Source organism: Antarctobacter aquimaris, from assembly GCF_900184945.1.
GTDB lineage: Bacteria > Pseudomonadota > Alphaproteobacteria > Rhodobacterales > Rhodobacteraceae > Maliponia > Maliponia aquimaris.
In genome coordinates this window covers 368,908-387,355 of record NZ_FXYF01000004.1, presented here as the reverse complement: position 1 = coordinate 387,355, position 18,448 = coordinate 368,908, and the positions used below count along the sequence as shown (strand labels likewise).

Sequence of the window (18,448 nt, the reverse complement as noted above, 5' to 3'; positions counted from 1 at the left end):
GCTGCGGCGTAAACGGTACATGACAAAGCTTTCTCAAAGGGACGTGACAGCACATGCCATTCGAAGCCACCCCGGCCGCCCGACGCAAGATTGCCGTGATCGGCGGGGGCATTTCCGGCATGGGCGCAGCCCACATGCTGGCCGACCAGCATCGGATCACCCTGTTCGAGTCCGAGCCGCGGCTGGGCGGGCACGCCCGCACGCGTCTGGCGGGCAAGAGCGGGACGCAGCCGGTCGACACCGGGTTCATCGTGTTCAACTATGCCAACTACCCACTGTTGACCGCGCTGTTCGACAAGCTGGACGTGCCGGTGGTGAAATCGGACATGAGCTTTTCCGCCAGCCTGCGCGGCGGGGCAATGGAATACGGCCTGCGTGACCTGCGCGCCGTCTTTGCGCAGAAACGCAATGCCCTGAACCCGCGCTTCCTGCGGATGATCCGGGATATCATGAGGTTCAACTCGCGCGCGCTGGACGAGGCGCGCGATCCAAACGTGCCGCTGGGTGATTTCCTGGCGAAATTGGGCACCGGCGACTGGTTCCGCGACTACTACCTGTTGCCGTTGTCGGGGGCGATCTGGTCCACACCGACGGAAAAGATCCTGGATTTCCCGGCCTACGCGCTGATCCGCTTTTTCGAGAACCACGCCCTGCTCAGCCATACCGGCCAGCACCAGTGGTACACGGTCAGGGGGGGGGCGCAGGAATACGTGTCGCGGCTGGAGGCAGCGATGCGGGCGCAGAACGTGGCTTTGCGGCTGGGGGCGCCCATCGCTGGCGTCCGCCGCCTGCCCGACGGGGTCGAGGTGCGCGCCCGGGGCGGCGCGTGGGAACGTTTCGACGAGGTGGTCTTTGCCACCCATTCGGACGACACCCTGCGCCTGCTGTCCGATGCCCGACCGGCCGAGCGTTCGGCGCTGGGAAAGGTCGCCTACCAGCCGAACCGCGTGGTGCTGCACGCCGACACGTCGCTGATGCCCAAACGCCGGGCCTGCTGGTCCGCGTGGAACTACACCGAGGCGGCGCGCAAGGAGATGAACTGCATCGACCTGACCTACTGGATGAACTGCCTGCAACCGATCCCGGAAAATGACCCGCTGTTCGTGACGCTCAACACCACCCGCCCGATCCGCGAAGAGCTGATCCATGACGAGGTGACGCTGCGCCACCCGGTCTACGACCTGGGCGCGCTGGAGGCGCAGCGCGAGATCGCGGCGATGAACGGCACATCGCGGACGTGGTTCTGCGGCGCCTGGATGAAGAACGGCTTTCACGAAGACGGGCTGGCCAGTGGCGCGGAGGTGGCCGGGGCGATCCTGGCGCGCGGCGCAATGGCGGAGGTGGCATGACCGTCGACCTGATCCGAGGACACACCTATCACGGCCGCAAGGGCGAGGTGGCGAACGCCTTTCGCTACTCGGTGGACTACGTGATGCTGGACGCCGAGGCGCCGGTGCGCGGACCCTGGCTGTTCTCGCGCAACCGCGCCAACGTGACCTCGTTGCAGGACAGTGACCACGGCGGCGCGCCGAAACAGGGCCGTGGCGCGGTGTGGGCGCGCGAGGTGCTGGCGGAGCATGGCGTGACGTTTCGCGGGCCTCTGATGCTGCTGGCGCAGCCGCGGCTGCTGGGCCATGTGTTCAACCCGGTGTCGTTCTGGCTGGCCTATGACGGTGCCGCGCTCAAGGCAGTGATCGCCGAGGTCAGCAACACCTTTGGCGACCGGCATTCCTACCTCTGCACGCGTCCCGATGGCAGGCCGATCACGCAGACCGACCGGATCACCGCGCAGAAGATCTTTCACGTCTCGCCGTTCCAGCCGGTCGCGGGCGACTATGTCTTTCGCTTCGACATCCGCGACGACAAGATCGGCGTCTGGATCGAATTCGGGCACGACAAGGGCGGGCTGATCGCCACGCTCGTCGGCCCGCGCACACCGCTGACCAGCAGGGATATCCTGCGTTCGGCCCTGCGGCGCCCGTTTGGCGCGCGGCGGGTACTGGCGCTGATCCACTGGCAGGCGCTCAAGCTGTGGTGGAAGGGGGCCAGCTATCGCACGCGCCCCGAACCGCCGCGCGACGCGGTCAGCACGACACCCATGCAAACCGCCCGGCCCGGTCCGGGTGGGCACATCAAGGAGGCAACCTGATGGACGCTCTCTATTACGTGGCGCTCGGCTCGGCGCTGATGCTGATCCTGGGCTACCTGAAATCGCGCTACTTCGGCTTCATGGCGCAGCGGCCCGAAGATTACGCCGCCGACACCGGGACCGTGTTCGACCTGCGCACCCATCTCAACGGGCCGCTGATCTGCGAAGGCGTGATCTACGGCCCCACGGGCCGCGTCACATCGCGCTTTGTCGGCGAGTTCGAGGCGACCTGGAACGGCAACCAGGGTGTGATGCACGAGCATTTCACCTACGAGTCGGGCAGTGAACAGCACCGCGAATGGAACCTGACGCTGGGCAACGACGGCCGCATCCGCGCCACTGCGCCCGACGTGGTGGGTGAGGGCGAAGGCCAGCAGAGCGGCGCGGCGGTGCAGCTGCGCTATCGCATCCGCCTGCCCGAGGACGCGGGCGGCCACGTGCTGGACACCACCGACTGGATGTACCTCGCGCCAAACGGGACCATCGTGAACCGCTCGCAGTTCCGCAAGTTCGGCATCAAGGTGGCCGAGCTGGTCGCCACCATGCGGCGCAAGGAAGAGGTCGCTTGAGGGACTGGAAGGGCAAACGCTACTGGCTGGTCGGCGCCAGCGAGGGGCTGGGCGAGGCGCTGGCGCATCGGCTGAGCAAGGCCGGGGTCGAGCTGGTTCTCAGCGCGCGGTCGACGGACAAGTTGGAGGCGCTGGCCGCTGCGCTGCCCGGACCGTCGGTGGTCGAACCGGTCGATGTGACCGACGCCGAGGCGCTGGAGGCGGTGGCTGGCCGCCTCGGCGAGATCGACGGCGTGATCCAGATCGCGGCGGCCTACTGGCCGTTCGGGGCGCAGGACTGGGACGCGGCCCAGGCAAACACCATGGCCGACGTGAACTTTACCGGGGCGATGCGGCTGACGGGCGTGGTGATCCCGCGCTTTGTCGCCCGGGGCCGGGGCCATTTCGTGCTGACCGGGTCGTTGTCCGGTTATCGCGGCCTGCCAGGGGCGGCGGCCTACGTGTCCTCCAAGGCGGGGGTCATGGCGCTGGCCGAGTCGCTCTATGCCGACCTGCACCGCACCGATGTTGACGTGCAGCTTCTGATTCCCGGCTACATCCGCACGCGGTTGACGGAAAAGAACGATTTTTCCATGCCTTTCATCATGTCGCCCGAAGCGGCGGCCGAGATCTGTTTCACGCATATGTCGGGGCGGCGGTTCCAGCGCGCCTTTCCACGCGCCTTCTCGTTGATCTTCCGGGGCAGCCAGCTGTTGCCCGACTGGCTGTATTATCGCCTGTTTGCGTAGGATCAAGGATTGGTGTCTGCTATCGGCTAGGCTGTGTCAGCCAAGGACAGGAGACGCGAGATGGAAAATATCAGCCCGAACAAGGTGGCCGCCGTGATCCTCATGGCGCGGGAACTGGGCCGCGCCGAGGGTGAATTGCGCGGCCTGATCGACCGGATGGACGAAGAGGAACAGGCCGCGCTGGTCGCCGTGATGTGGGTCGGTCGCGGTGCGTTCGAGCCCGAGGACTGGGACGAGGCGTACCAGACCGCCATGGCCGAGGCGACGACGCCGACGGCGGATTACCTGATCGGCACGCCGCACCTGGCGGATCACCTGGAAGCGGGGCTCGAGGCCTACGGCTTTGACGCAACCGGCGAAGAGGACGACCTGATGCGCCGCGGGGCGTGACAGGGCGACACCCGTCCCGGACCTGATCCGGGACTGCTCGCCGCCGGGCGCATCAGCGCAACGCGCGACCCTTGAGGATGGCGTTTTCGCCGAATTTCGCGCGTATCGCATCGGTGGCGCGTTCCGCCTTGGCCCGCGCGCTGGCCTGCGGGTCCAGCAGGTCGCCCTCCAGGTCGGCCTGCGCCTCGGGCACCAGGTCCGAGATGCCCGCGCCGATCAGCCGGTAGGACTCTCCCCCGGGCACCTGGTCGAACAGCGCACGGGCGACGCGGTAGATGCGGTCGGCGATCTGGGTGGCGTCCGGCAGGCTGGTCCGCCGCGTCACGATGCGGTAGTCCGACCGCCGCAGCTTCAGCGTCACGGTGCGCCCGGCGATGCCCTTGGCCTTGGCCCGGTCGGCGACCTTTTCGGCCATCCGCCAGAGGTGCCCGTCCAGGATGTCCGGATCGGCGGTGTCCTCGTTGAACGTGGTCTCGTTCGAGATCGACTTGACGGCCGCATTGCGGGTCACACGCCGCCTGTCCTCGCCGCGCGCGAGGTGCCACAGCCGGTCCCCCATGCTGCCGAAGCGTGCGATCAGGTCCGTCTTGTCCCAGCGCAGCAGGTCCTCGAAGGTGCGGATGCCGGCGCGTTCCAGCGTCTCGGCGCTGGCCAGGCCCACGCCCCAGATCAGCCGGATCGGGCGCGGTTTCAGAAAGGCCTGCGTCTCGGCCTTGCCGATCACGGCAAACCCGCGCGGCTTGTCCAGGTCTGATGCGATCTTGGCCAGGAACTTGTTGTGCGACAGGCCGATGGAGCCGGTCACACCCAGTTCGGCCTTCATGCGCTGCACGAGCCGCGCCAGCATGACGGCAGGCGGCGCGCCGTGCAGCCGCTGGGTGCCCGACAGGTCCAGAAAGGCCTCGTCCAGCGACAGCGGCTCGATCGCGGGCGTCAGTTCCTCCATCAGCGTCCGGATCTGGCGCGACACCTCGGCATAGACGGACATGCGCGGCTTCAACACAACCGCGTCGGGGCACAGTTCCAGCGCCTTGAACATCGGCATGGCCGAGCGCACGCCGCGGATGCGGGCGACATAACAGGCGGTCGACACCACGCCGCGCCGTCCGCCGCCGATGATCACCGGCTTGTCGGCCAGTTCGGGGTTGTCGCGCTTTTCGACGCTTGCGTAAAAGGCGTCGCAGTCCATATGGGCAATGGAGAGGTCCCAGAGTTCGTCATGCGCGATCACCCGCGGCCGCCCGCACCTTGGGCAGCGCGCGCCAGCGTCGAACCGGGTCAGGCAATCGCGGCAGAGGGCGGGCATGGGGCCAATATACCCCGCCGCCGAAGAGGGCGCCATGAGCGAAAGCGATCCGCGCAGAGAGTTCGACGGCGCCAAGCTGCTGCTGTTTGCCGGGCTGCGGCTGGTCGTGCTGCGGCGTGACAACAAGCCTTCGATCCCCTGGCCCGGCTTTCTCGATTTTCCCGGCGGTGCGCGGGACGGCAGCGAAAGCCCGGAAACCTGCGTGCTGCGCGAGACGCGGGAGGAACTGGGGCTGATCCTGTCGGCAGAGGTGTTGCGGCTGGCCCACCTGCGCGATGACGCGGGCAAGGTCAGCTGGTTCTTCGCAGCGCACCTGCCCGAATCGATCCTGGACGAGGTGGTGTTCGGCGATGAGGGGCAGGGCTGGGACGCGATGCCACCCGGGGATTTCATCGAGGCACGGGACGCGATCCCGCATTTCCGCGACATCCTGCGCGACTACCTGGCCGCGCAGGGCGATCCGGGAAAAATGCCGGGACCCGCTGGCTAGCAGGCGGGCCCCGGCAGGCACACCGCGACCCCGAGGGACAAGGGGGAGGCGGCGAGGCTCATACAGGCGTGAATGAGCCGATGGGATCAGGCGGCTTCGGGCACCGCTTGTGACAGGCCCGGCAGGCGCAGCTGCATCATCTCGGGCGTGCCGAGGTGCAGCCGGGCACGCATCCACAGCCCGCGCGCGGCTTCTTCGAAGTCGGTGGTGATGGGCGCGGTGTACTGGCTGGCGATCCGCAGCAGGCCCTGGGCGGTGACAACGGTGACCAGAGCCTCGAAACATTGTTCAGCGGCGTTGTAACGCACCTGGTCGATGCGGGGATTCCAACTGCTCATGGCGGTCTCCTGACTGCCGGCCTCTCTGGGCCGCGTGTCAATTATGTAGGAGCAGTCTGCGCCTGTTTCATGGGGGACACAGGTATGGAAAACCTGCCCGAGAGAGGGATTTGGGCGGATTTTTGCCGGGGAACAGGGGTTTGCGCGGCCGGCTGCCGGGATTGAGAGCGGGTGGGAACCGCTCTGGAAGGTCAGGCATTCCCTTCTGTGGGCACGGCTGCGCGACAGGTGCGGCAGCGGTCGGGACGGCGCACAAGCCCGCTTCCCTCCGGTTTCTTGGTCTGCAATGCTGGGCCGAACCTCAACAGATGGAAGACGCCCATGATCCCGTACCAGATCGTGATCGACCCCGCCGACGGCACCATCGTCTGGCTGCTCTTGGCCGGGCTGATCGTCCTGTGCATCTTTCTGGGCGTGCGGATCGTGCCGCAGTCGGAAAAGCACGTGGTCGAACGCTTTGGCCGGCTGCGCGCGGTGCTTGGCCCGGGGATCAACCTGATCGTGCCCTTCTTTGACAAGGTGCGGCACAAGATCTCGATCCTCGAACGCCAGCTGCCCGACGCGACGCAGGACGCCATCACCTCGGACAACGTGCTGGTGCAGGTGGAGACCAGCGTGTTCTACCGTATCCTCGAGCCGGAAAAGACCGTGTACCGCATCCGCGACGTGGACGCGGCCATCGCCACCACCGTGGCCGGCATCGTCCGGGCCGAGATCGGCCGGATGGAGCTGGACGAGGTGCAATCCAACCGTTCGCAGCTGATCCAGGAGATCAAGAAGAACGTCGAGGACGCGGTTGACGACTGGGGCATCGAAGTGACGCGGGCCGAAATCCTGGACGTGAACCTGGACGAGGCGACGCGCGGCGCCATGCTGCAACAGCTGAACGCCGAGCGGGCGCGCCGCGCCCAGGTGACCGAAGCCGAGGGCAAGCGCCGCGCGGTCGAATTGCAGGCCGATGCCGACCTCTACGCCGCCGAACAGGCCGCCAAGGCGCGCCGCATCACCGCCGACGCCGAGGCCTATGCCACGGGGGTCATCGCCAAGGCGATCCAGGACAACGGCATGGAGGCGGCGCAGTTCCAGATCGCGATCAAGCAGGTCGAGGCGCTGACGGCCGTGGGGCAGGGCACGGGCAATCAGACCGTGATCCTGCCGGCCAACGCGCTGGATGCCTTTGCCGATGCCTTCAAGATGCTGAAGGGGGCCGGCAAGTGATGGGCTGGGGCTGGAACGTCTGGTGGATTTGGATGGCGGCCGGGGTCGCGCTGGCCATCCTCGAGGTGATCGTGCCGGGCACCATCTTCCTGGGCTTTGCGCTGGGCGCCCTGGCGATGGGCCTGCTGTTCCTGCTGGCCGGGCCGTCGGGCCTGTTCCTGCACGGCGCGGTGCCGCTGACGGTGCTGACCTTCGCGGTGTTTTCGCTGATCGCCTGGCTGGTGATGCGGCGGCTGGCCGGGGTGCGCAAGGGGCAGACGCGGATCTGGGACAAGGACATCAACGAGGACTGAGGCGCTCAGGCACCGCGATTGGGCCGTTCCGCCTGGGGCGAAGTCATCTCGCTCAGGATGGCCGTGGCGGCGGCGCGCGGCGTGTCGGCGCGGTGAATCGGGCGGCCGACGACGATGTGGTCGGCCCCGTCGCGGATCGCCTGCGCGGGGGTCGCGATACGCTTTTGATCGCCCTTGTCCGCGCCGGAGGGGCGCACGCCGGGCGTCACGATCAGCCGGCCCCTGGCTTCGGGCAGGGCACGGATCAGCGCCGCCTCGTTCGGCGAGGCGATGACACCGTCGGCCCCGGCCTCGAAGGCGCGCGCGGCGCGTTCGGCCACGAGATCGGGGATATCGCCTGCCTTGATCAGCGCCGAATCGAGGTCGGACCGGTCCAGCGAAGTCAGGATTGTCACGGCGAGGATCTTGGTCTGGGACCCTGCGGCGCCCTCCTTGGCGGCGCGCACCACGTAGGGATCGCCGTGCACGGTCAGGAAATCGAGGTCGTACTGCGCAAGGCCGCGCACCGCCGCCTCGACCGTCGCACCGATGTCGAACAGTTTCATGTCCAGAAAGATGCGCTTGCCGTGTTCCTGCTTCAACTCGTTGGCCAGCGCCAGCCCGCCGCCGGTCAGCATGCCCAGCCCGATCTTGTAGAAGGACACGGCATCCCCCAACTGCTCGACCAGGTCCAGCCCCATGACGACATTCGGCACATCGAGGGCGACGATCAGGCGGTCATCGGACATCAGGGCTCTCCAAGGGTTGCGTTGCTCCCTCATGAAAGGCGGGGGCGGCGAGGTCAAGCGACAGCATCACGGCAGCCGTTGCACTTTTGCCACGGCGTTCTCTTGAACCGGCAGCTTGGCGGGGCCATCTTGAGATCGAGGCCCGAGGAACCGCGTGCTGCCAAGCCAGGCGCGGAGCATTTCAAGGGGCGCTTGATCGAAGGAGAAAGATATGAACTTGGAGAAGTTCACGGAACGTGCGCGTGGGTTCATTCAGGCCGCGCAGACCATCGCGATGCGGGAGAGCCACCAGAAGCTGGCCCCCGAGCACCTGCTCAAGGCGCTGATGGATGACGATCAGGGCATGGCGTCGAACCTGATCAAGGCCGCGGGCGGACAGCCCCAGCGGGTGGTCCAGGTGCTGGACACCAAGCTGGCCAAGATCCCCAAAGTCAGCGGCGACGCCGGGCAGGTCTACCTGGATTCCGCCACCGGCAAGGTGCTGGACGAGGCCGAGAAGCTGGCAACCAAAGCCGGGGACAGCTATGTCCCGGTCGAACGGATGCTGACCGCGCTGGCCATGGTCAAGAGCCCGGCCAAGGAGGCGCTGGACGCCGGGAGCGTCACCCCGCAGAGCCTGAACCAGGCGATCAACGACGTGCGCAAGGGGCGCACCGCCGACACCGCGACAGCCGAGGACAGCTACGAGGCGCTCAAGAAATACGCCCTCGACCTGACCGAGCGCGCGCGTGAAGGCAAGATCGACCCGATCATCGGCCGCGACGAGGAAATCCGCCGCACCATGCAGGTGCTCAGCCGCCGGACCAAGAACAACCCGGTGCTGATCGGTGAACCCGGCGTGGGCAAGACCGCCATCGCCGAGGGCCTCGCGCTGCGGATCGTCAACGGCGACGTGCCGGAATCGATCAAGAACAAGCGCCTGCTGGCGCTGGACATGGGCGCGCTGATCGCCGGGGCGAAATATCGCGGCGAGTTCGAGGAGCGCCTGAAGGCGATCCTGTCCGAGGTCACGTCGGCCGCCGGTGAGATCATCCTGTTCATCGACGAGATGCACACGCTGGTCGGCGCGGGCAAGGCGGACGGGGCGATGGACGCCTCCAACCTGCTGAAGCCGGCGCTGGCGCGTGGCGAGCTGCACTGCGTCGGCGCCACCACGCTGGACGAGTACCGCAAGCATGTCGAAAAGGACGCGGCCCTGGCGCGGCGTTTCCAACCCGTGATGGTCGAGGAGCCGACGGTCGAGGATACGATCAGCATCCTGCGCGGCATCAAGGAAAAGTACGAACTGCACCACGGTGTGCGGATCTCGGACTCGGCGCTGGTCACGGCGGCGACCCTGTCGCACCGCTACATCACCGACCGGTTCCTGCCCGACAAGGCAATCGACCTGATGGACGAGGCCGCCAGCCGTCTGCGGATGGAGGTGGACTCCAAGCCCGAGGAGCTGGACGCGCTGGACCGCGACATCCTGCAAAAGCAGATCGAGGTCGAGGCGCTGCGCATGGAGGATGACCAGGCTTCCAAGGACCGGCTGGCCAAGCTGCAAAAGGACCTGTCCGAGTTGCAACAGCAGTCGGCCGAGATGACCGCGCGCTGGCAGGCGGAGCGGGACAAGCTGGCCTCGGCCCGCGACATCAAGGAAGAGCTGGACCACCTGCGCGCCGAACTGGAGCAGGCCAAGCGCGAGGGCAACTTTGCCCGCGCCGGCGAGCTGCAGTACGGTCGCATCCCCGAGCTTGAGCGCAAGCTGGGCGAGGCGGAGACCGAGGATCTCGATGTCATGGTCGAGGAGGCGGTACTGCCCGAGCACATTGCCAGCGTCGTCGAGCGCTGGACCGGCATCCCGACCTCCAAGATGCTGGAAGGCGAGCGCGAAAAGCTGCTGCGCATGGAGGACGACCTGCACCGGCGGGTGGTCGGCCAGAGCCAGGCGGTGACGGCTGTGGCCAATGCCGTGCGCCGGGCACGCGCCGGTCTGAACGACGAGAACCGGCCGCTTGGCTCGTTCCTGTTCCTCGGGCCGACCGGGGTCGGCAAGACCGAACTGACCAAGGCGGTGGCCGAGTTCCTGTTCGACGACGACAACGCGATGGTCCGCATCGACATGTCCGAGTTCATGGAGAAACACTCGGTCGCCCGTCTGATCGGCGCGCCTCCGGGTTACGTCGGCTACGACGAAGGCGGCGTGCTGACCGAGGCGGTGCGGCGCCGGCCCTACCAGGTGGTGCTGTTCGACGAGGTCGAGAAGGCGCATCCGGACGTGTTCAACGTTCTGTTGCAGGTGTTGGACGACGGTGTGCTGACCGATGGCCAGGGCCGCAAGGTCGACTTCAAGCAGACGCTGATCGTGCTGACCTCGAACCTCGGTTCGCAGGCGCTCAGCCAGATGCCGGAGGGGGCCGACCCGAGCGGTGCCCGGCGCGACGTGATGGACGCGGTGCGGGCGCACTTCCGGCCGGAATTCCTGAACCGGCTCGACGAGACGATCATCTTTGACCGCCTCAAGCGCGAGGACATGACCGGCATCGTGGAGATCCAGCTGCGGCGGTTGCTCAAGCGGCTCGCGGCGCGCAAGATCCGGCTGGAGCTGGACGACGCGGCCAAGACCTGGCTGGCGGACGAAGGCTATGACCCGGTCTTCGGCGCCCGCCCGCTCAAGCGCGTGATCCAGCGCGCGTTGCAGGACCCGCTGGCCGAGATGCTGCTGGCCGGCGACGTGACGGACGGCGACCTCGTCCCGGTGTCGGCCGGAACCGACGGTCTGATCATCGGCGACCGTGTGGCGGCCTCGAACCGGCCGCGCCCCGACGATGCGGTGGTGCATTGAACCAGCGCTTTGGCAACTGACGGGAAAGGCGGGGGAAACCCCGCCTTTTTCCGTTTGTGGGGGGCCGCAAAGGGGATGCAGTTTCTAGGTCATGTTGACAAATGACGGATCCAAAGCCTGATCGACGTGATGTCGATGAAGCCCAGGAAGCTCTCCGCAGTCTTGTCGTAACGGGTGGCAACGCGGCGGGCGTTCTTCAGCTTGTCGAAGCACCGTTCGACAAGGTTTCGAAGACGATACAAGGACCGGTCGACGGCAATGCGCTTTTTTCGTGATTTACGCATGGGGATGACGGGCAAGACATCGCGTTTGCCCATGATTTTCGAATGCTGTCAGCGTCATAGCCTCGGTCGGCCAGCAGACCACTCGGTGTCGGCAGATTGGCGGCCATGACCAGATCGAAGCCGAGATAGTCGGAGGTTTGCCCCGCGGTGATCTCCGTCCTCATAGGCAGCCCTGCTGCATTGACGATGAGGTGGATCCTTGTCGTGAAGCCACCAGGCGAACGGCCAAAACCCTGTCGCGGAGTCCCCCTTCAGCGCCCGCTGCCTGGTGATGGGCGCGAACCGCAGTGCTGTCGATCTTTTGCAGGGCATGCGGCACCGCCCCGCTTTCGTTCAGCGCGTCCAAGATCTGCTCCCAGAGCCCCGCCAGTGTCCAGCGCCGGAACTGGCGGTAGACGCTTGACCATTTGCCGAACTCTTCCGGCAGATCACGCCAGGGAGATCCCGTGCGCGCGATCCAGAAAATCCCATCAAGAACAAGACGGTGATCGGTCGGTTTGCGCCCGTTCGGCGCGCGGACTGACACAATGAACCGTTCAAAGAACGTCCATTCCTCGTCCGACATCAGGTCTCGTGCCAAGCTGGTCTCCATCGCAGATACCAGCTTGAATCACGATCAACACGCCCTGTGAATCCCTTTTGTCAACACGGCCTAGCGGTTCGCCGGACGATACGGTCCGACACCGTGCGCGCATGACCGCAGTCAACCGGATCGCCGACTTCCTTCACCGCCCGCCGAGCGACCTCCCTTGCGAGGTCAAGGCACTTCGGCGTCAGTTGGAAGATCTTCATCCTGCGACGTGCGGCGTGTCAGGAAAGACCCTCAGCAACATCAAGAGCAAGGGCACGATGAGCAGCCTGTTTCTGAATGACCTTGCACAGAAGACGCGACACGGACTTGAGGGGCGTGTCCGGAATGGCAAATCCGCCGGTGGCCTGACCTACGGCTACGACGTTGTGCGGTCGCTGACCACCGATGGCGGCACCACGACGGGTGAGCGGCGGATCAATGAGGCGGAGGCGGCTGTCGTGCGCCGCATCTTCCGCGACTACGCCAATGGCATCAGCCCGCGCAGCATCGCTTCTGCGCTGAACAGGGAGGGTGTGCAGGGACCCCGCGCGACGTGGGGTGCATCCACCATCCACGGCAATCAGAAGCGCGGGACCGGTATCCTGAACAACGAACTCTATATCGGGAGGCTTGTCTGGAACAGGCAGCGGTTCCTGAAAGACCCCATGACCGGCAGTCGGCAAGCCCGTTCGAACCCGCCTGAAGAATGGGTCATCGAAGAGGTGCCGGACCTCCGGATCATCGATCAGGACAGTTGAGATGCCGTGAAGGCGCGTCAGAAAAGCACGCGCAACTCCGCGATAAGCGGGGGCCTTGCCAAAGCCAAGCGCGCCAGCCACCTGTTCTCGGGCCTTCTGACCTGCGGTTGCTGCGGCGGTGGCTACATCCTCGTCGGGAAGGCCTACTACGGCTGCGCCAACAGCCGCAACAAGGGGACCTGCGACAACCGCCTGACCATTCGGAAGGAAGGTCTGGAACGGCGCGTCCTCTCGGGGTTGAAGGACGAGCTCCTCCACCCTGATCTCATCGCCGAGTTCGTGAAAGCCTACCAGGAAGAATACAACCGGCTCAGCAAGGAGAGCCTTCGGGAGCGAGACGCGGCGGCGAAAGAACTCGTCGGCGTTGTGCGCCAGATCGACCGGATCGTCGATGCCATCGCTGAGGGCATGTTCCATCCCAGCATGAAGTCGAAGATGGACGGGCTGGAGGCCCGCAAGGCGGAACTGGAAGCCCAACTCGCGGCCGAGCCGGACAAGACGCCGGTGCTGCTGCACCCCGGATTGGCGGACCGGTATCGTGCCGAAGTTGCCAGTTTGAATGCGGCGCTCGACAATCCCGCCACCAAGGCGGAGGCAACGTTGATCATCCGCAGCCTTCTGTCTGAAATCAGGCTGATTCCGGATGACGAATCGTTGGCGCTCGAACTTGTCGGGGAACTGGCGGGGCTGTTGTCGCTCAACAAGGCAGAAACGACAAATCCCCGAGGCGGCAAGCCTGCGGGGCGTTCGACATCGTTGGTTGCGGGGGTAGGATTTGAACCTACGACCTTCAGGTTATGAGCCTGACGAGCTACCGGGCTGCTCCACCCCGCGCCAATTTCGTAAGGTTCATCTATTGTGCTTCGGAGGCAGGTGCAATGGCATTCGGCGAAGTTTTTTCGGATTTTTTCCCTCGTTCAGCGGAGCCCTCGGTCGTGGAACGGTCACCGGCCAAACCGCTCACGCCTTGAGTTTTGTTCCGCGGCGGAACATTCCCCAGGCCACGAGGCACGCCAGCAGGGTTGCGCCAAAGGCAACGGCGAAGCCGAGCAGGGGGCTGGAGTCCGACACGCCGATCATGCCCCAGCGTGCGCCGTCGATCAGGTAGAACACCGGGTTGACGTGGGTCACCTGGTAGAGGCCCGGCGGCAGGGCCTCGACCGAGTAGAAGGTGCCGGAGAGAAAAGCGAGCGGAGTGATGATGAAATTGCTGATCGCCGCCATCTGGTCGAACTTCTGCGCAAAGACCCCGGCGATCAGTCCCAGCGAGGCAAGGAATGCCGACCCGAGCGCCACGAAGGCCAGGGTGACCAGCGGCGCCTGCGGCACCAGTCCCAGGATCGCCCAGTAGGTCACCAGCAGCGGAATCGCCACGGCCAGCCCGCGCGCCGTCCCGCCGATCACGTAGCCCAGTACCAGCTCGCCGGGGGACAGCGGCGGCATCAGGGTGTCGACGATGTTGCCCTGGACCTTGGACACCATCAGTGAGCTGGAGGTGTTGACAAAGGCATTCTGGATCACCGTCATCATCAGGATGCCCGGCGCGATGAAGGTGGTGAAGGCCACGCCCATCACTTCGCCGCGCTGCGGGCCGATGGCGATGGTGAAGATGGTCAGGAACAGCCCGGCGGTGACCAGCGGGGCCAGCACCGTCTGCGTCCAGACCACGGTGAAGCGCAGGACCTCGCGCTTGCACAGGGTCCAGAATCCCAGCCAATTGACGCGTCCAAAGCGTCGGCTGCCGGGGGCGTAGGTCTGTGTCGTGGTCATGAGGCCTCCTATGCGTTGCGCCGCCTTGTAACTCGGTCCGCGATGATTAGAATAGAGCCAACCAAGGAAACGTCAGGCGGCCCCGCACAGCGGCCGCTTTTTTCGCTGAGGGAACCCGATGTCGTGGACCGATGAACGCGTTGAACTGCTCAAGAAGATGTGGTCCGAGGGGCAGTCCGCAAGCCAGATCGCAAAGGAACTGGGCGGTGTCACGCGCAATGCGGTGATCGGCAAGGTGCACCGGCTGGGCTTGTCGAACCGCGCCGGGACCACCCCCGCGCCGCAGCCCGAGGCCCCCAAGCCCGAGGCCAAGTCGCAACCACCGGGCAAACCTGCCAAACCGCAGCCCAAGCCCGCCGCGGCGAACAAGCCCGAACCGGCGCCGGAACCGCGTCCGCAGCAGCCTGCCGAAACGGTTGCCGCCGCTCCGGCCCCCGCGCCGGTGACGCAGATGCCCGCGCGCAAGCAGATCATCCCGGCCGGACAGCCGCTGCCGCCGCAGCCCTCGGCCAACGAGATCAGCCCCGAGGCACTTGCCAAGGTCAACGAGGTCGAGAAGAAGGCCAAGAAGCTGACCTTGATGGAGCTGACCGAGCGGACCTGCAAGTGGCCGGTGGGCGACCCCGCGACCGATGATTTCTGGTTCTGCGGTCTGCCGGTGCAGCAGGGCAAGCCCTACTGCGAGGCGCATGTCGGCGTCGCCTTCCAGCCGATGAGCGCGCGGCGCGACCGCCGCCGCTGACTCAGTCCGGCCCGGTTCGGGCCGGATCGCCCAGGCGGAGCGTGCGGTGGGCATCGTTGCGGCAGGTGCCGCGCCAGTCGTAGAGGCCGGAGACTTCTTCGACCAGCCATGCGCCGTCGCCCAGCGCGCCCTCGTCCTCGGGCGCGGCGGCGATCCGGCGCAACAGCCGGTAGCGGTAGTTCCCGGCGCGGTCGACCTCGAGCTCAGCCCGCAGCGACCCCGAGGGGCTGTCGATCTGCTCCAGTCCGGTCCACGCCATCACCTGCCACCTTTCCCAGCCGCGCATGTCGCTGTATGACGCGCCATGGTTCAGAATCCTCCCGATCTTCGCCCCGACCTCGCCCGCGCCCGCGTGACCGAAACCGCGCGTCCCGGACAGCCGACCATCGGCATGGTGTCGCTTGGCTGCCCCAAGGCGCTGGTCGACAGTGAACGCATTCTGACAAGGCTTCGGGCCGAAGGCTATGGCATCTCGTCGGATTATGCGGGTGCGGACGCGGTGATCGTCAACACCTGCGGCTTTCTCGACAGCGCCAAGGCCGAGAGCCTGGAGGCCATCGGCGAGGCGCTGGCGGAAAACGGGCGGGTGATCGTCACCGGCTGCCTGGGCGCGGAACCCGAGTACATCACCGGCGCGCACCCCAGGGTGCTGGCCGTCACCGGGCCGCACCAGTACGAACAGGTGCTGGACGCGGTGCATGCGGCGGTGCCGCCCGATCCCGATCCGTTCATCGACCTGCTGCCCGCCAGCGGTGTCAGTCTGACGCCGCGCCACTACAGCTATCTGAAGATTTCCGAAGGCTGCAACCACGCCTGCAAGTTCTGCATCATCCCCGACATGCGCGGCAAACTGGCCTCGCGTCCCGCCCGTGCCGTGCTGCGCGAGGCGGAAAGGCTGGTCGCGGCGGGGGTGAAGGAGCTGCTGGTCATCAGCCAGGACACCTCGGCCTACGGCACCGACTGGAAGGACCGCGAGGAAAAGTTCCCGCTGCTGGGGCTGGCCAAGGACCTCGGCAGCCTTGGCGCCTGGGTGCGGCTGCACTACGTCTACCCGTATCCGTGGGTGCGCGACCTGGTGCCGCTGATGGCCGACGGTCTCGTGCTGCCCTACCTCGACATCCCGTTCCAGCACGCCCACCCCGAGACGCTGCGCCGGATGGCGCGGCCGGCGGCGGCGACGCGCACGCTGGACGAGATTGCCGCCTGGCGGGCGATCTGCCCGGAGATCACGCTGCGCTCGACCTTCATCGTCGGCTATCCCGGTGAGACCGAGGAAGAGTTCCAGACCCTGCTGGACTGGCTGGACGAGGCGCAGCTGGATCGGGTGGGCTGTTTCCAGTACGAGAACGTTGCCGGTGCACGGGCCAACGCCCTGCCGGACCACGTTCCCGAAGAGGTCAAGGCCGAACGCTGGGCGCGCTTCATGGAAAAGGCGCAGGCGATTTCCGAGGCCAAGCTGGCCGCCAAGCTGGGGCAGCGGATCGAGGTGATCGTCGACGAGGTGGACAGCGACGGCGTGGCCACTTGCCGGACCAAGGCGGATGCGCCCGAGATCGACGGAAACCTCTTCATCGACGAAGGCGGCGAGGGACTTGTGCCTGGTCAGATCGTCACGGTCGAGGTGGACGAGGCTGGCGAATACGACCTCTGGGGGCGGCTGGTCTGAGCCGGGGACAGCCGGACGACGCTCGTCGCCCTGCGGGCAACATCGCCCCGCCCGCCGTCCCTGATCGCGGCGCCCCGGGAGGGCGCCGAGCTGCGTTCAGCGGTAGAGTTCCGGCATCCCGGTCCGCGCCTTGCTGATCAGCTCGTCGGCGTCCCAGCCGGTCAGCCGGGCCACGGTGCGGGCCTCGTCGGCGATGCGGGCGCGGGTGCGCAGGATGTAATCCTCGGCCTCGGGGCAGTCCATCTCGCCCTCCCAGGGGTGGTTCATCACGTAGCGCCCCTGGAAATTCTGCCGGTCCTCGGTGGCGCGGAACATCACGTCCTCGGGCATCTGGTCCCTGGTGTAGCGCGCGTGCAGGCGTGTGACGTAGACGTTCTGCCCCTGCACGCCGCCGCCCTGCGCGCCCTCTTCGGGCAGCCAGTCGACTCCCAGTTCGGCCAGTTCGGCGTTGGTCAGCGGATCGGCGGCGCAGGGGTCGCACCAAGCCATGTCCCAGGCGTATTCCGTCACGATGCCGCCCTCCTTGGGGGCTGCCTGCGCGAACAGCGCCTTGTAAAAGGCGCCGAACTCTTCCTCGATGAACAGCGGCACGTCGACGTTGCTGGGCAGCGCGACAGGCAGGTAGTTCTCGGGCAGCACCTGGCCCTTGCGCGACAGCATGAAGAACAGCGCGTCCTGCGGGCCTTCGGCGTTCAGCTTGCCCAGCTGGATCGGCAGCATGAAATCCTTGGAGGTGAACTCGATCTGCAACGGCGGCAGCTCCTTCGTCTCGGAGGCGGCGTGGCGGTCCAGGTTCACCCCGGCGACAAAGAACTTCATGCCGGCGTCGACGTAGCCTGCCAGCACCGGCCCCGCGCCCTCGGGCAGCTTGTAGCCTTCGGCGGTGAGGAAGGTCGCCAGGCCATCGGATTCCTCGGCCCCCAGGATCAGGATGTCATAGGTGCCGACGGCGTATTGCGCCTCGATGGTGACGCCCAGCGCGCGGGCCCGGTCCGCCATGGGCGGCGCGGCCTCGTTCACCACGGCGTTCAGCGTGATCATCGGCATGATCGGCGGCGCGCAGGGATCGCGGTCGAAGTATTCGACCAGCCGTGGCGCGGTGTAGTCGTCCAGGCGCGCCACCGTCTCGGGCTTGACGGTGCGGATCTCGTCGCGCAGCAGGACACGCGGGGCAGGGACCACTAGGGCAAAGTCCTTCGGCTCGCCCCGGTAGTCCGACGACATGGTGATGACAGAGCGTTCGCCGTCACGGACAAAGACCACCTTGGAGCTTTCGTTGAACAGCCCGCCATCCGCCTTGGCGACGTAAAAACCGCAGAAGGCCTGGGCCGAAGCCGCTGACAGGATGAGGCAAAGGGTTAGGAAAATGCGTGTCATGAAGGGCTCCTGGCAATATGTCTTGGGTCCAACCTAGCACAGGGGGGCGGGTGGCAAAGGGATTCGAGCGACGGTTCGGTTTTGGACGGACTGTTTCCGATCCGCTCCGACCACGTGGCGCGGCGCGTCGAATCCAACTCTTTCATTGCAATATCCGACTTGCCGCGCCGCAGCGCCTGCCGTAGATGCCTCCGTGGGACACCCCTCCCCAACGAGGGGCATCTATCTGGAAGGTTAGGCTGAC

Annotated in this window: 19 protein-coding genes, 1 tRNA gene and 1 pseudogene; 13 read left to right on the top strand and 8 right to left on the bottom strand. The window is 66.3% G+C overall.

Translation table 11 applies throughout. The features are described 5' to 3' along the window. Positions 1-53 precede the first annotated feature (53 nt). From MAA8898_RS09775 to MAA8898_RS09755, 5 genes are read left to right on the top strand one after another with little or no spacing between them, the layout of a single operon-like run. Entirely contained in the window at positions 54-1,349 is a 1,296-nt protein-coding gene (locus MAA8898_RS09775) for an NAD(P)/FAD-dependent oxidoreductase (protein ID WP_094020802.1), read from the top strand. Further along, complete coding sequence (locus tag MAA8898_RS09770; RefSeq protein ID WP_094020801.1) at positions 1,346-2,149, top strand: DUF1365 domain-containing protein; 804 nt, start codon at positions 1,346-1,348, stop codon at positions 2,147-2,149. Before MAA8898_RS09775 ends, MAA8898_RS09770 begins: the two co-directional genes overlap by 4 nt. Next, positions 2,149-2,718 carry a DUF3833 domain-containing protein gene (locus tag MAA8898_RS09765; protein WP_094020800.1) on the top strand — a complete coding sequence of 190 codons (570 nt, stop codon included), beginning with the start codon at positions 2,149-2,151 and terminating at the stop codon, positions 2,716-2,718. Before MAA8898_RS09770 ends, MAA8898_RS09765 begins: the two co-directional genes overlap by 1 nt. Beyond that, positions 2,715-3,446: an SDR family NAD(P)-dependent oxidoreductase gene (locus tag MAA8898_RS09760; protein ID WP_094020799.1), complete on the top strand. Its 732-nt coding sequence runs from the start codon at positions 2,715-2,717 to the stop codon at positions 3,444-3,446. Before MAA8898_RS09765 ends, MAA8898_RS09760 begins: the two co-directional genes overlap by 4 nt. A gap of 60 nt (positions 3,447-3,506) precedes the next feature. After that, a complete protein-coding gene (locus MAA8898_RS09755; protein WP_094020798.1) occupies positions 3,507-3,836 on the top strand; it encodes a DUF3775 domain-containing protein in 330 nt (109 codons plus the stop codon). A 52-nt stretch (positions 3,837-3,888) separates the two neighbouring features. Here MAA8898_RS09755 and MAA8898_RS09750 read toward each other — a convergent pair whose 3' ends face one another. After that, positions 3,889-5,142, bottom strand: a complete 1,254-nt coding sequence (locus MAA8898_RS09750) for a DNA polymerase IV (RefSeq protein ID WP_094020797.1) — start codon at positions 5,140-5,142, stop codon at positions 3,889-3,891. A 34-nt stretch (positions 5,143-5,176) separates the two neighbouring features. Between MAA8898_RS09750 and MAA8898_RS09745 the strand changes: the two genes are divergently transcribed. Continuing rightward, complete coding sequence (locus MAA8898_RS09745; RefSeq protein ID WP_094020796.1) at positions 5,177-5,632, top strand: NUDIX domain-containing protein; 456 nt, start codon at positions 5,177-5,179, stop codon at positions 5,630-5,632. An 86-nt stretch (positions 5,633-5,718) separates the two neighbouring features. Here MAA8898_RS09745 and MAA8898_RS09740 read toward each other — a convergent pair whose 3' ends face one another. Next, positions 5,719-5,970 carry a hypothetical protein gene (locus MAA8898_RS09740; protein WP_094020795.1) on the bottom strand — a complete coding sequence of 84 codons (252 nt, stop codon included), beginning with the start codon at positions 5,968-5,970 and terminating at the stop codon, positions 5,719-5,721. A gap of 321 nt (positions 5,971-6,291) precedes the next feature. Here MAA8898_RS09740 and MAA8898_RS09735 point away from each other — a divergent pair, with 321 nt between their 5' ends. Next, positions 6,292-7,188 (top strand): SPFH domain-containing protein, encoded by an 897-nt coding sequence (locus MAA8898_RS09735; protein WP_176445115.1) that lies wholly within the window; start codon positions 6,292-6,294, stop codon positions 7,186-7,188. Then, the gene (locus tag MAA8898_RS09730) at positions 7,188-7,481 is read left to right on the top strand and encodes an NfeD family protein (protein WP_094020794.1); all 294 of its coding nucleotides are present in this window, start codon (positions 7,188-7,190) and stop codon (positions 7,479-7,481) included. Before MAA8898_RS09735 ends, MAA8898_RS09730 begins: the two co-directional genes overlap by 1 nt. A 5-nt stretch (positions 7,482-7,486) precedes the next feature. Here MAA8898_RS09730 and pyrF read toward each other — a convergent pair whose 3' ends face one another. Then, on the bottom strand, positions 7,487-8,209 hold the full coding sequence (gene pyrF, locus MAA8898_RS09725) for an orotidine-5'-phosphate decarboxylase (protein ID WP_094020793.1): 723 nt from the start codon (positions 8,207-8,209) through the stop codon (positions 7,487-7,489). 211 nt (positions 8,210-8,420) lie between these two features. On the opposite strand from pyrF, the gene clpB reads away from it, so the two are divergent. After that, a complete protein-coding gene (gene clpB / locus MAA8898_RS09720) occupies positions 8,421-11,036 on the top strand; it encodes an ATP-dependent chaperone ClpB (protein ID WP_094020792.1) in 2,616 nt (871 codons plus the stop codon). Positions 11,037-11,125: 89 nt separating this feature from the next. Here clpB and MAA8898_RS09715 read toward each other — a convergent pair. After that, a pseudogene (locus MAA8898_RS09715) lies at positions 11,126-11,912 on the bottom strand (IS5 family transposase). A 101-nt stretch (positions 11,913-12,013) separates the two neighbouring features. On the opposite strand from MAA8898_RS09715, the gene MAA8898_RS09710 reads away from it, so the two are divergent. Both MAA8898_RS09710 and MAA8898_RS09705 read left to right on the top strand, forming a co-directional pair. Beyond that, on the top strand, positions 12,014-12,649 hold the full coding sequence (locus tag MAA8898_RS09710) for a recombinase family protein (RefSeq protein WP_094020791.1): 636 nt from the start codon (positions 12,014-12,016) through the stop codon (positions 12,647-12,649). A gap of 6 nt (positions 12,650-12,655) precedes the next feature. Further along, positions 12,656-13,450, top strand: a complete 795-nt coding sequence (locus MAA8898_RS09705) for a recombinase zinc ribbon domain-containing protein (RefSeq protein WP_094020886.1) — start codon at positions 12,656-12,658, stop codon at positions 13,448-13,450. Here MAA8898_RS09705 and MAA8898_RS09700 read toward each other — a convergent pair. Next, positions 13,407-13,483 (bottom strand) — tRNA-Met (locus MAA8898_RS09700). The two genes, MAA8898_RS09705 and MAA8898_RS09700, sit on opposite strands and share 44 nt — an antisense overlap. A 126-nt stretch (positions 13,484-13,609) precedes the next feature. Beyond that, positions 13,610-14,419: an ABC transporter permease gene (locus tag MAA8898_RS09695; protein WP_094020790.1), complete on the bottom strand. Its 810-nt coding sequence runs from the start codon at positions 14,417-14,419 to the stop codon at positions 13,610-13,612. 118 nt (positions 14,420-14,537) lie between these two features. Between MAA8898_RS09695 and MAA8898_RS09690 the strand changes: the two genes are divergently transcribed. Continuing rightward, complete coding sequence (locus MAA8898_RS09690) at positions 14,538-15,161, top strand: GcrA family cell cycle regulator (protein WP_094020789.1); 624 nt, start codon at positions 14,538-14,540, stop codon at positions 15,159-15,161. Between the two features lies 1 nt (position 15,162). Here MAA8898_RS09690 and MAA8898_RS09685 read toward each other — a convergent pair whose 3' ends face one another. Next, complete coding sequence (locus MAA8898_RS09685; protein ID WP_141194821.1) at positions 15,163-15,420, bottom strand: hypothetical protein; 258 nt, start codon at positions 15,418-15,420, stop codon at positions 15,163-15,165. Positions 15,421-15,465: 45 nt separating this feature from the next. On the opposite strand from MAA8898_RS09685, the gene rimO reads away from it, so the two are divergent. Beyond that, positions 15,466-16,827: a 30S ribosomal protein S12 methylthiotransferase RimO gene (rimO, locus tag MAA8898_RS09680; protein ID WP_094020787.1), complete on the top strand. Its 1,362-nt coding sequence runs from the start codon at positions 15,466-15,468 to the stop codon at positions 16,825-16,827. A gap of 96 nt (positions 16,828-16,923) precedes the next feature. Here the strand turns inward: rimO and MAA8898_RS09675 are convergent, their stop codons facing one another. After that, on the bottom strand, positions 16,924-18,204 hold the full coding sequence (locus tag MAA8898_RS09675; protein ID WP_094020786.1) for a DUF2330 domain-containing protein: 1,281 nt from the start codon (positions 18,202-18,204) through the stop codon (positions 16,924-16,926). Positions 18,205-18,448: the final 244 nt, after the last annotated feature.

Bases quoted from the DNA above. Each gene is read 5' to 3' on its own strand.
- MAA8898_RS09775 (WP_094020802.1), top strand. From the start codon at position 54: ATGCCATTCGAAGCCACCCCGGCCGCCCGACGCAAGATTGCCGTGATC.
- MAA8898_RS09770 (WP_094020801.1), top strand. From the start codon at position 1,346: ATGACCGTCGACCTGATCCGAGGACACACCTATCACGGCCGCAAGGGC.
- MAA8898_RS09765 (WP_094020800.1), top strand. From the start codon at position 2,149: ATGGACGCTCTCTATTACGTGGCGCTCGGCTCGGCGCTGATGCTGATC.
- MAA8898_RS09755 (WP_094020798.1), top strand. From the start codon at position 3,507: ATGGAAAATATCAGCCCGAACAAGGTGGCCGCCGTGATCCTCATGGCG.
- MAA8898_RS09750 (WP_094020797.1), bottom strand. From the start codon at position 5,142: ATGCCCGCCCTCTGCCGCGATTGCCTGACCCGGTTCGACGCTGGCGCG.
- MAA8898_RS09745 (WP_094020796.1), top strand. From the start codon at position 5,177: ATGAGCGAAAGCGATCCGCGCAGAGAGTTCGACGGCGCCAAGCTGCTG.
- MAA8898_RS09740 (WP_094020795.1), bottom strand. From the start codon at position 5,970: ATGAGCAGTTGGAATCCCCGCATCGACCAGGTGCGTTACAACGCCGCT.
- MAA8898_RS09735 (WP_176445115.1), top strand. From the start codon at position 6,292: ATGATCCCGTACCAGATCGTGATCGACCCCGCCGACGGCACCATCGTC.
- MAA8898_RS09730 (WP_094020794.1), top strand. From the start codon at position 7,188: ATGGGCTGGGGCTGGAACGTCTGGTGGATTTGGATGGCGGCCGGGGTC.
- pyrF (WP_094020793.1), bottom strand. From the start codon at position 8,209: ATGTCCGATGACCGCCTGATCGTCGCCCTCGATGTGCCGAATGTCGTC.
- clpB (WP_094020792.1), top strand. From the start codon at position 8,421: ATGAACTTGGAGAAGTTCACGGAACGTGCGCGTGGGTTCATTCAGGCC.
- MAA8898_RS09710 (WP_094020791.1), top strand. From the start codon at position 12,014: ATGACCGCAGTCAACCGGATCGCCGACTTCCTTCACCGCCCGCCGAGC.
- MAA8898_RS09695 (WP_094020790.1), bottom strand. From the start codon at position 14,419: ATGACCACGACACAGACCTACGCCCCCGGCAGCCGACGCTTTGGACGC.
- MAA8898_RS09690 (WP_094020789.1), top strand. From the start codon at position 14,538: ATGTCGTGGACCGATGAACGCGTTGAACTGCTCAAGAAGATGTGGTCC.
- MAA8898_RS09685 (WP_141194821.1), bottom strand. From the start codon at position 15,420: ATGGCGTGGACCGGACTGGAGCAGATCGACAGCCCCTCGGGGTCGCTG.
- rimO (WP_094020787.1), top strand. From the start codon at position 15,466: ATGGTTCAGAATCCTCCCGATCTTCGCCCCGACCTCGCCCGCGCCCGC.
- MAA8898_RS09675 (WP_094020786.1), bottom strand. From the start codon at position 18,204: ATGACACGCATTTTCCTAACCCTTTGCCTCATCCTGTCAGCGGCTTCG.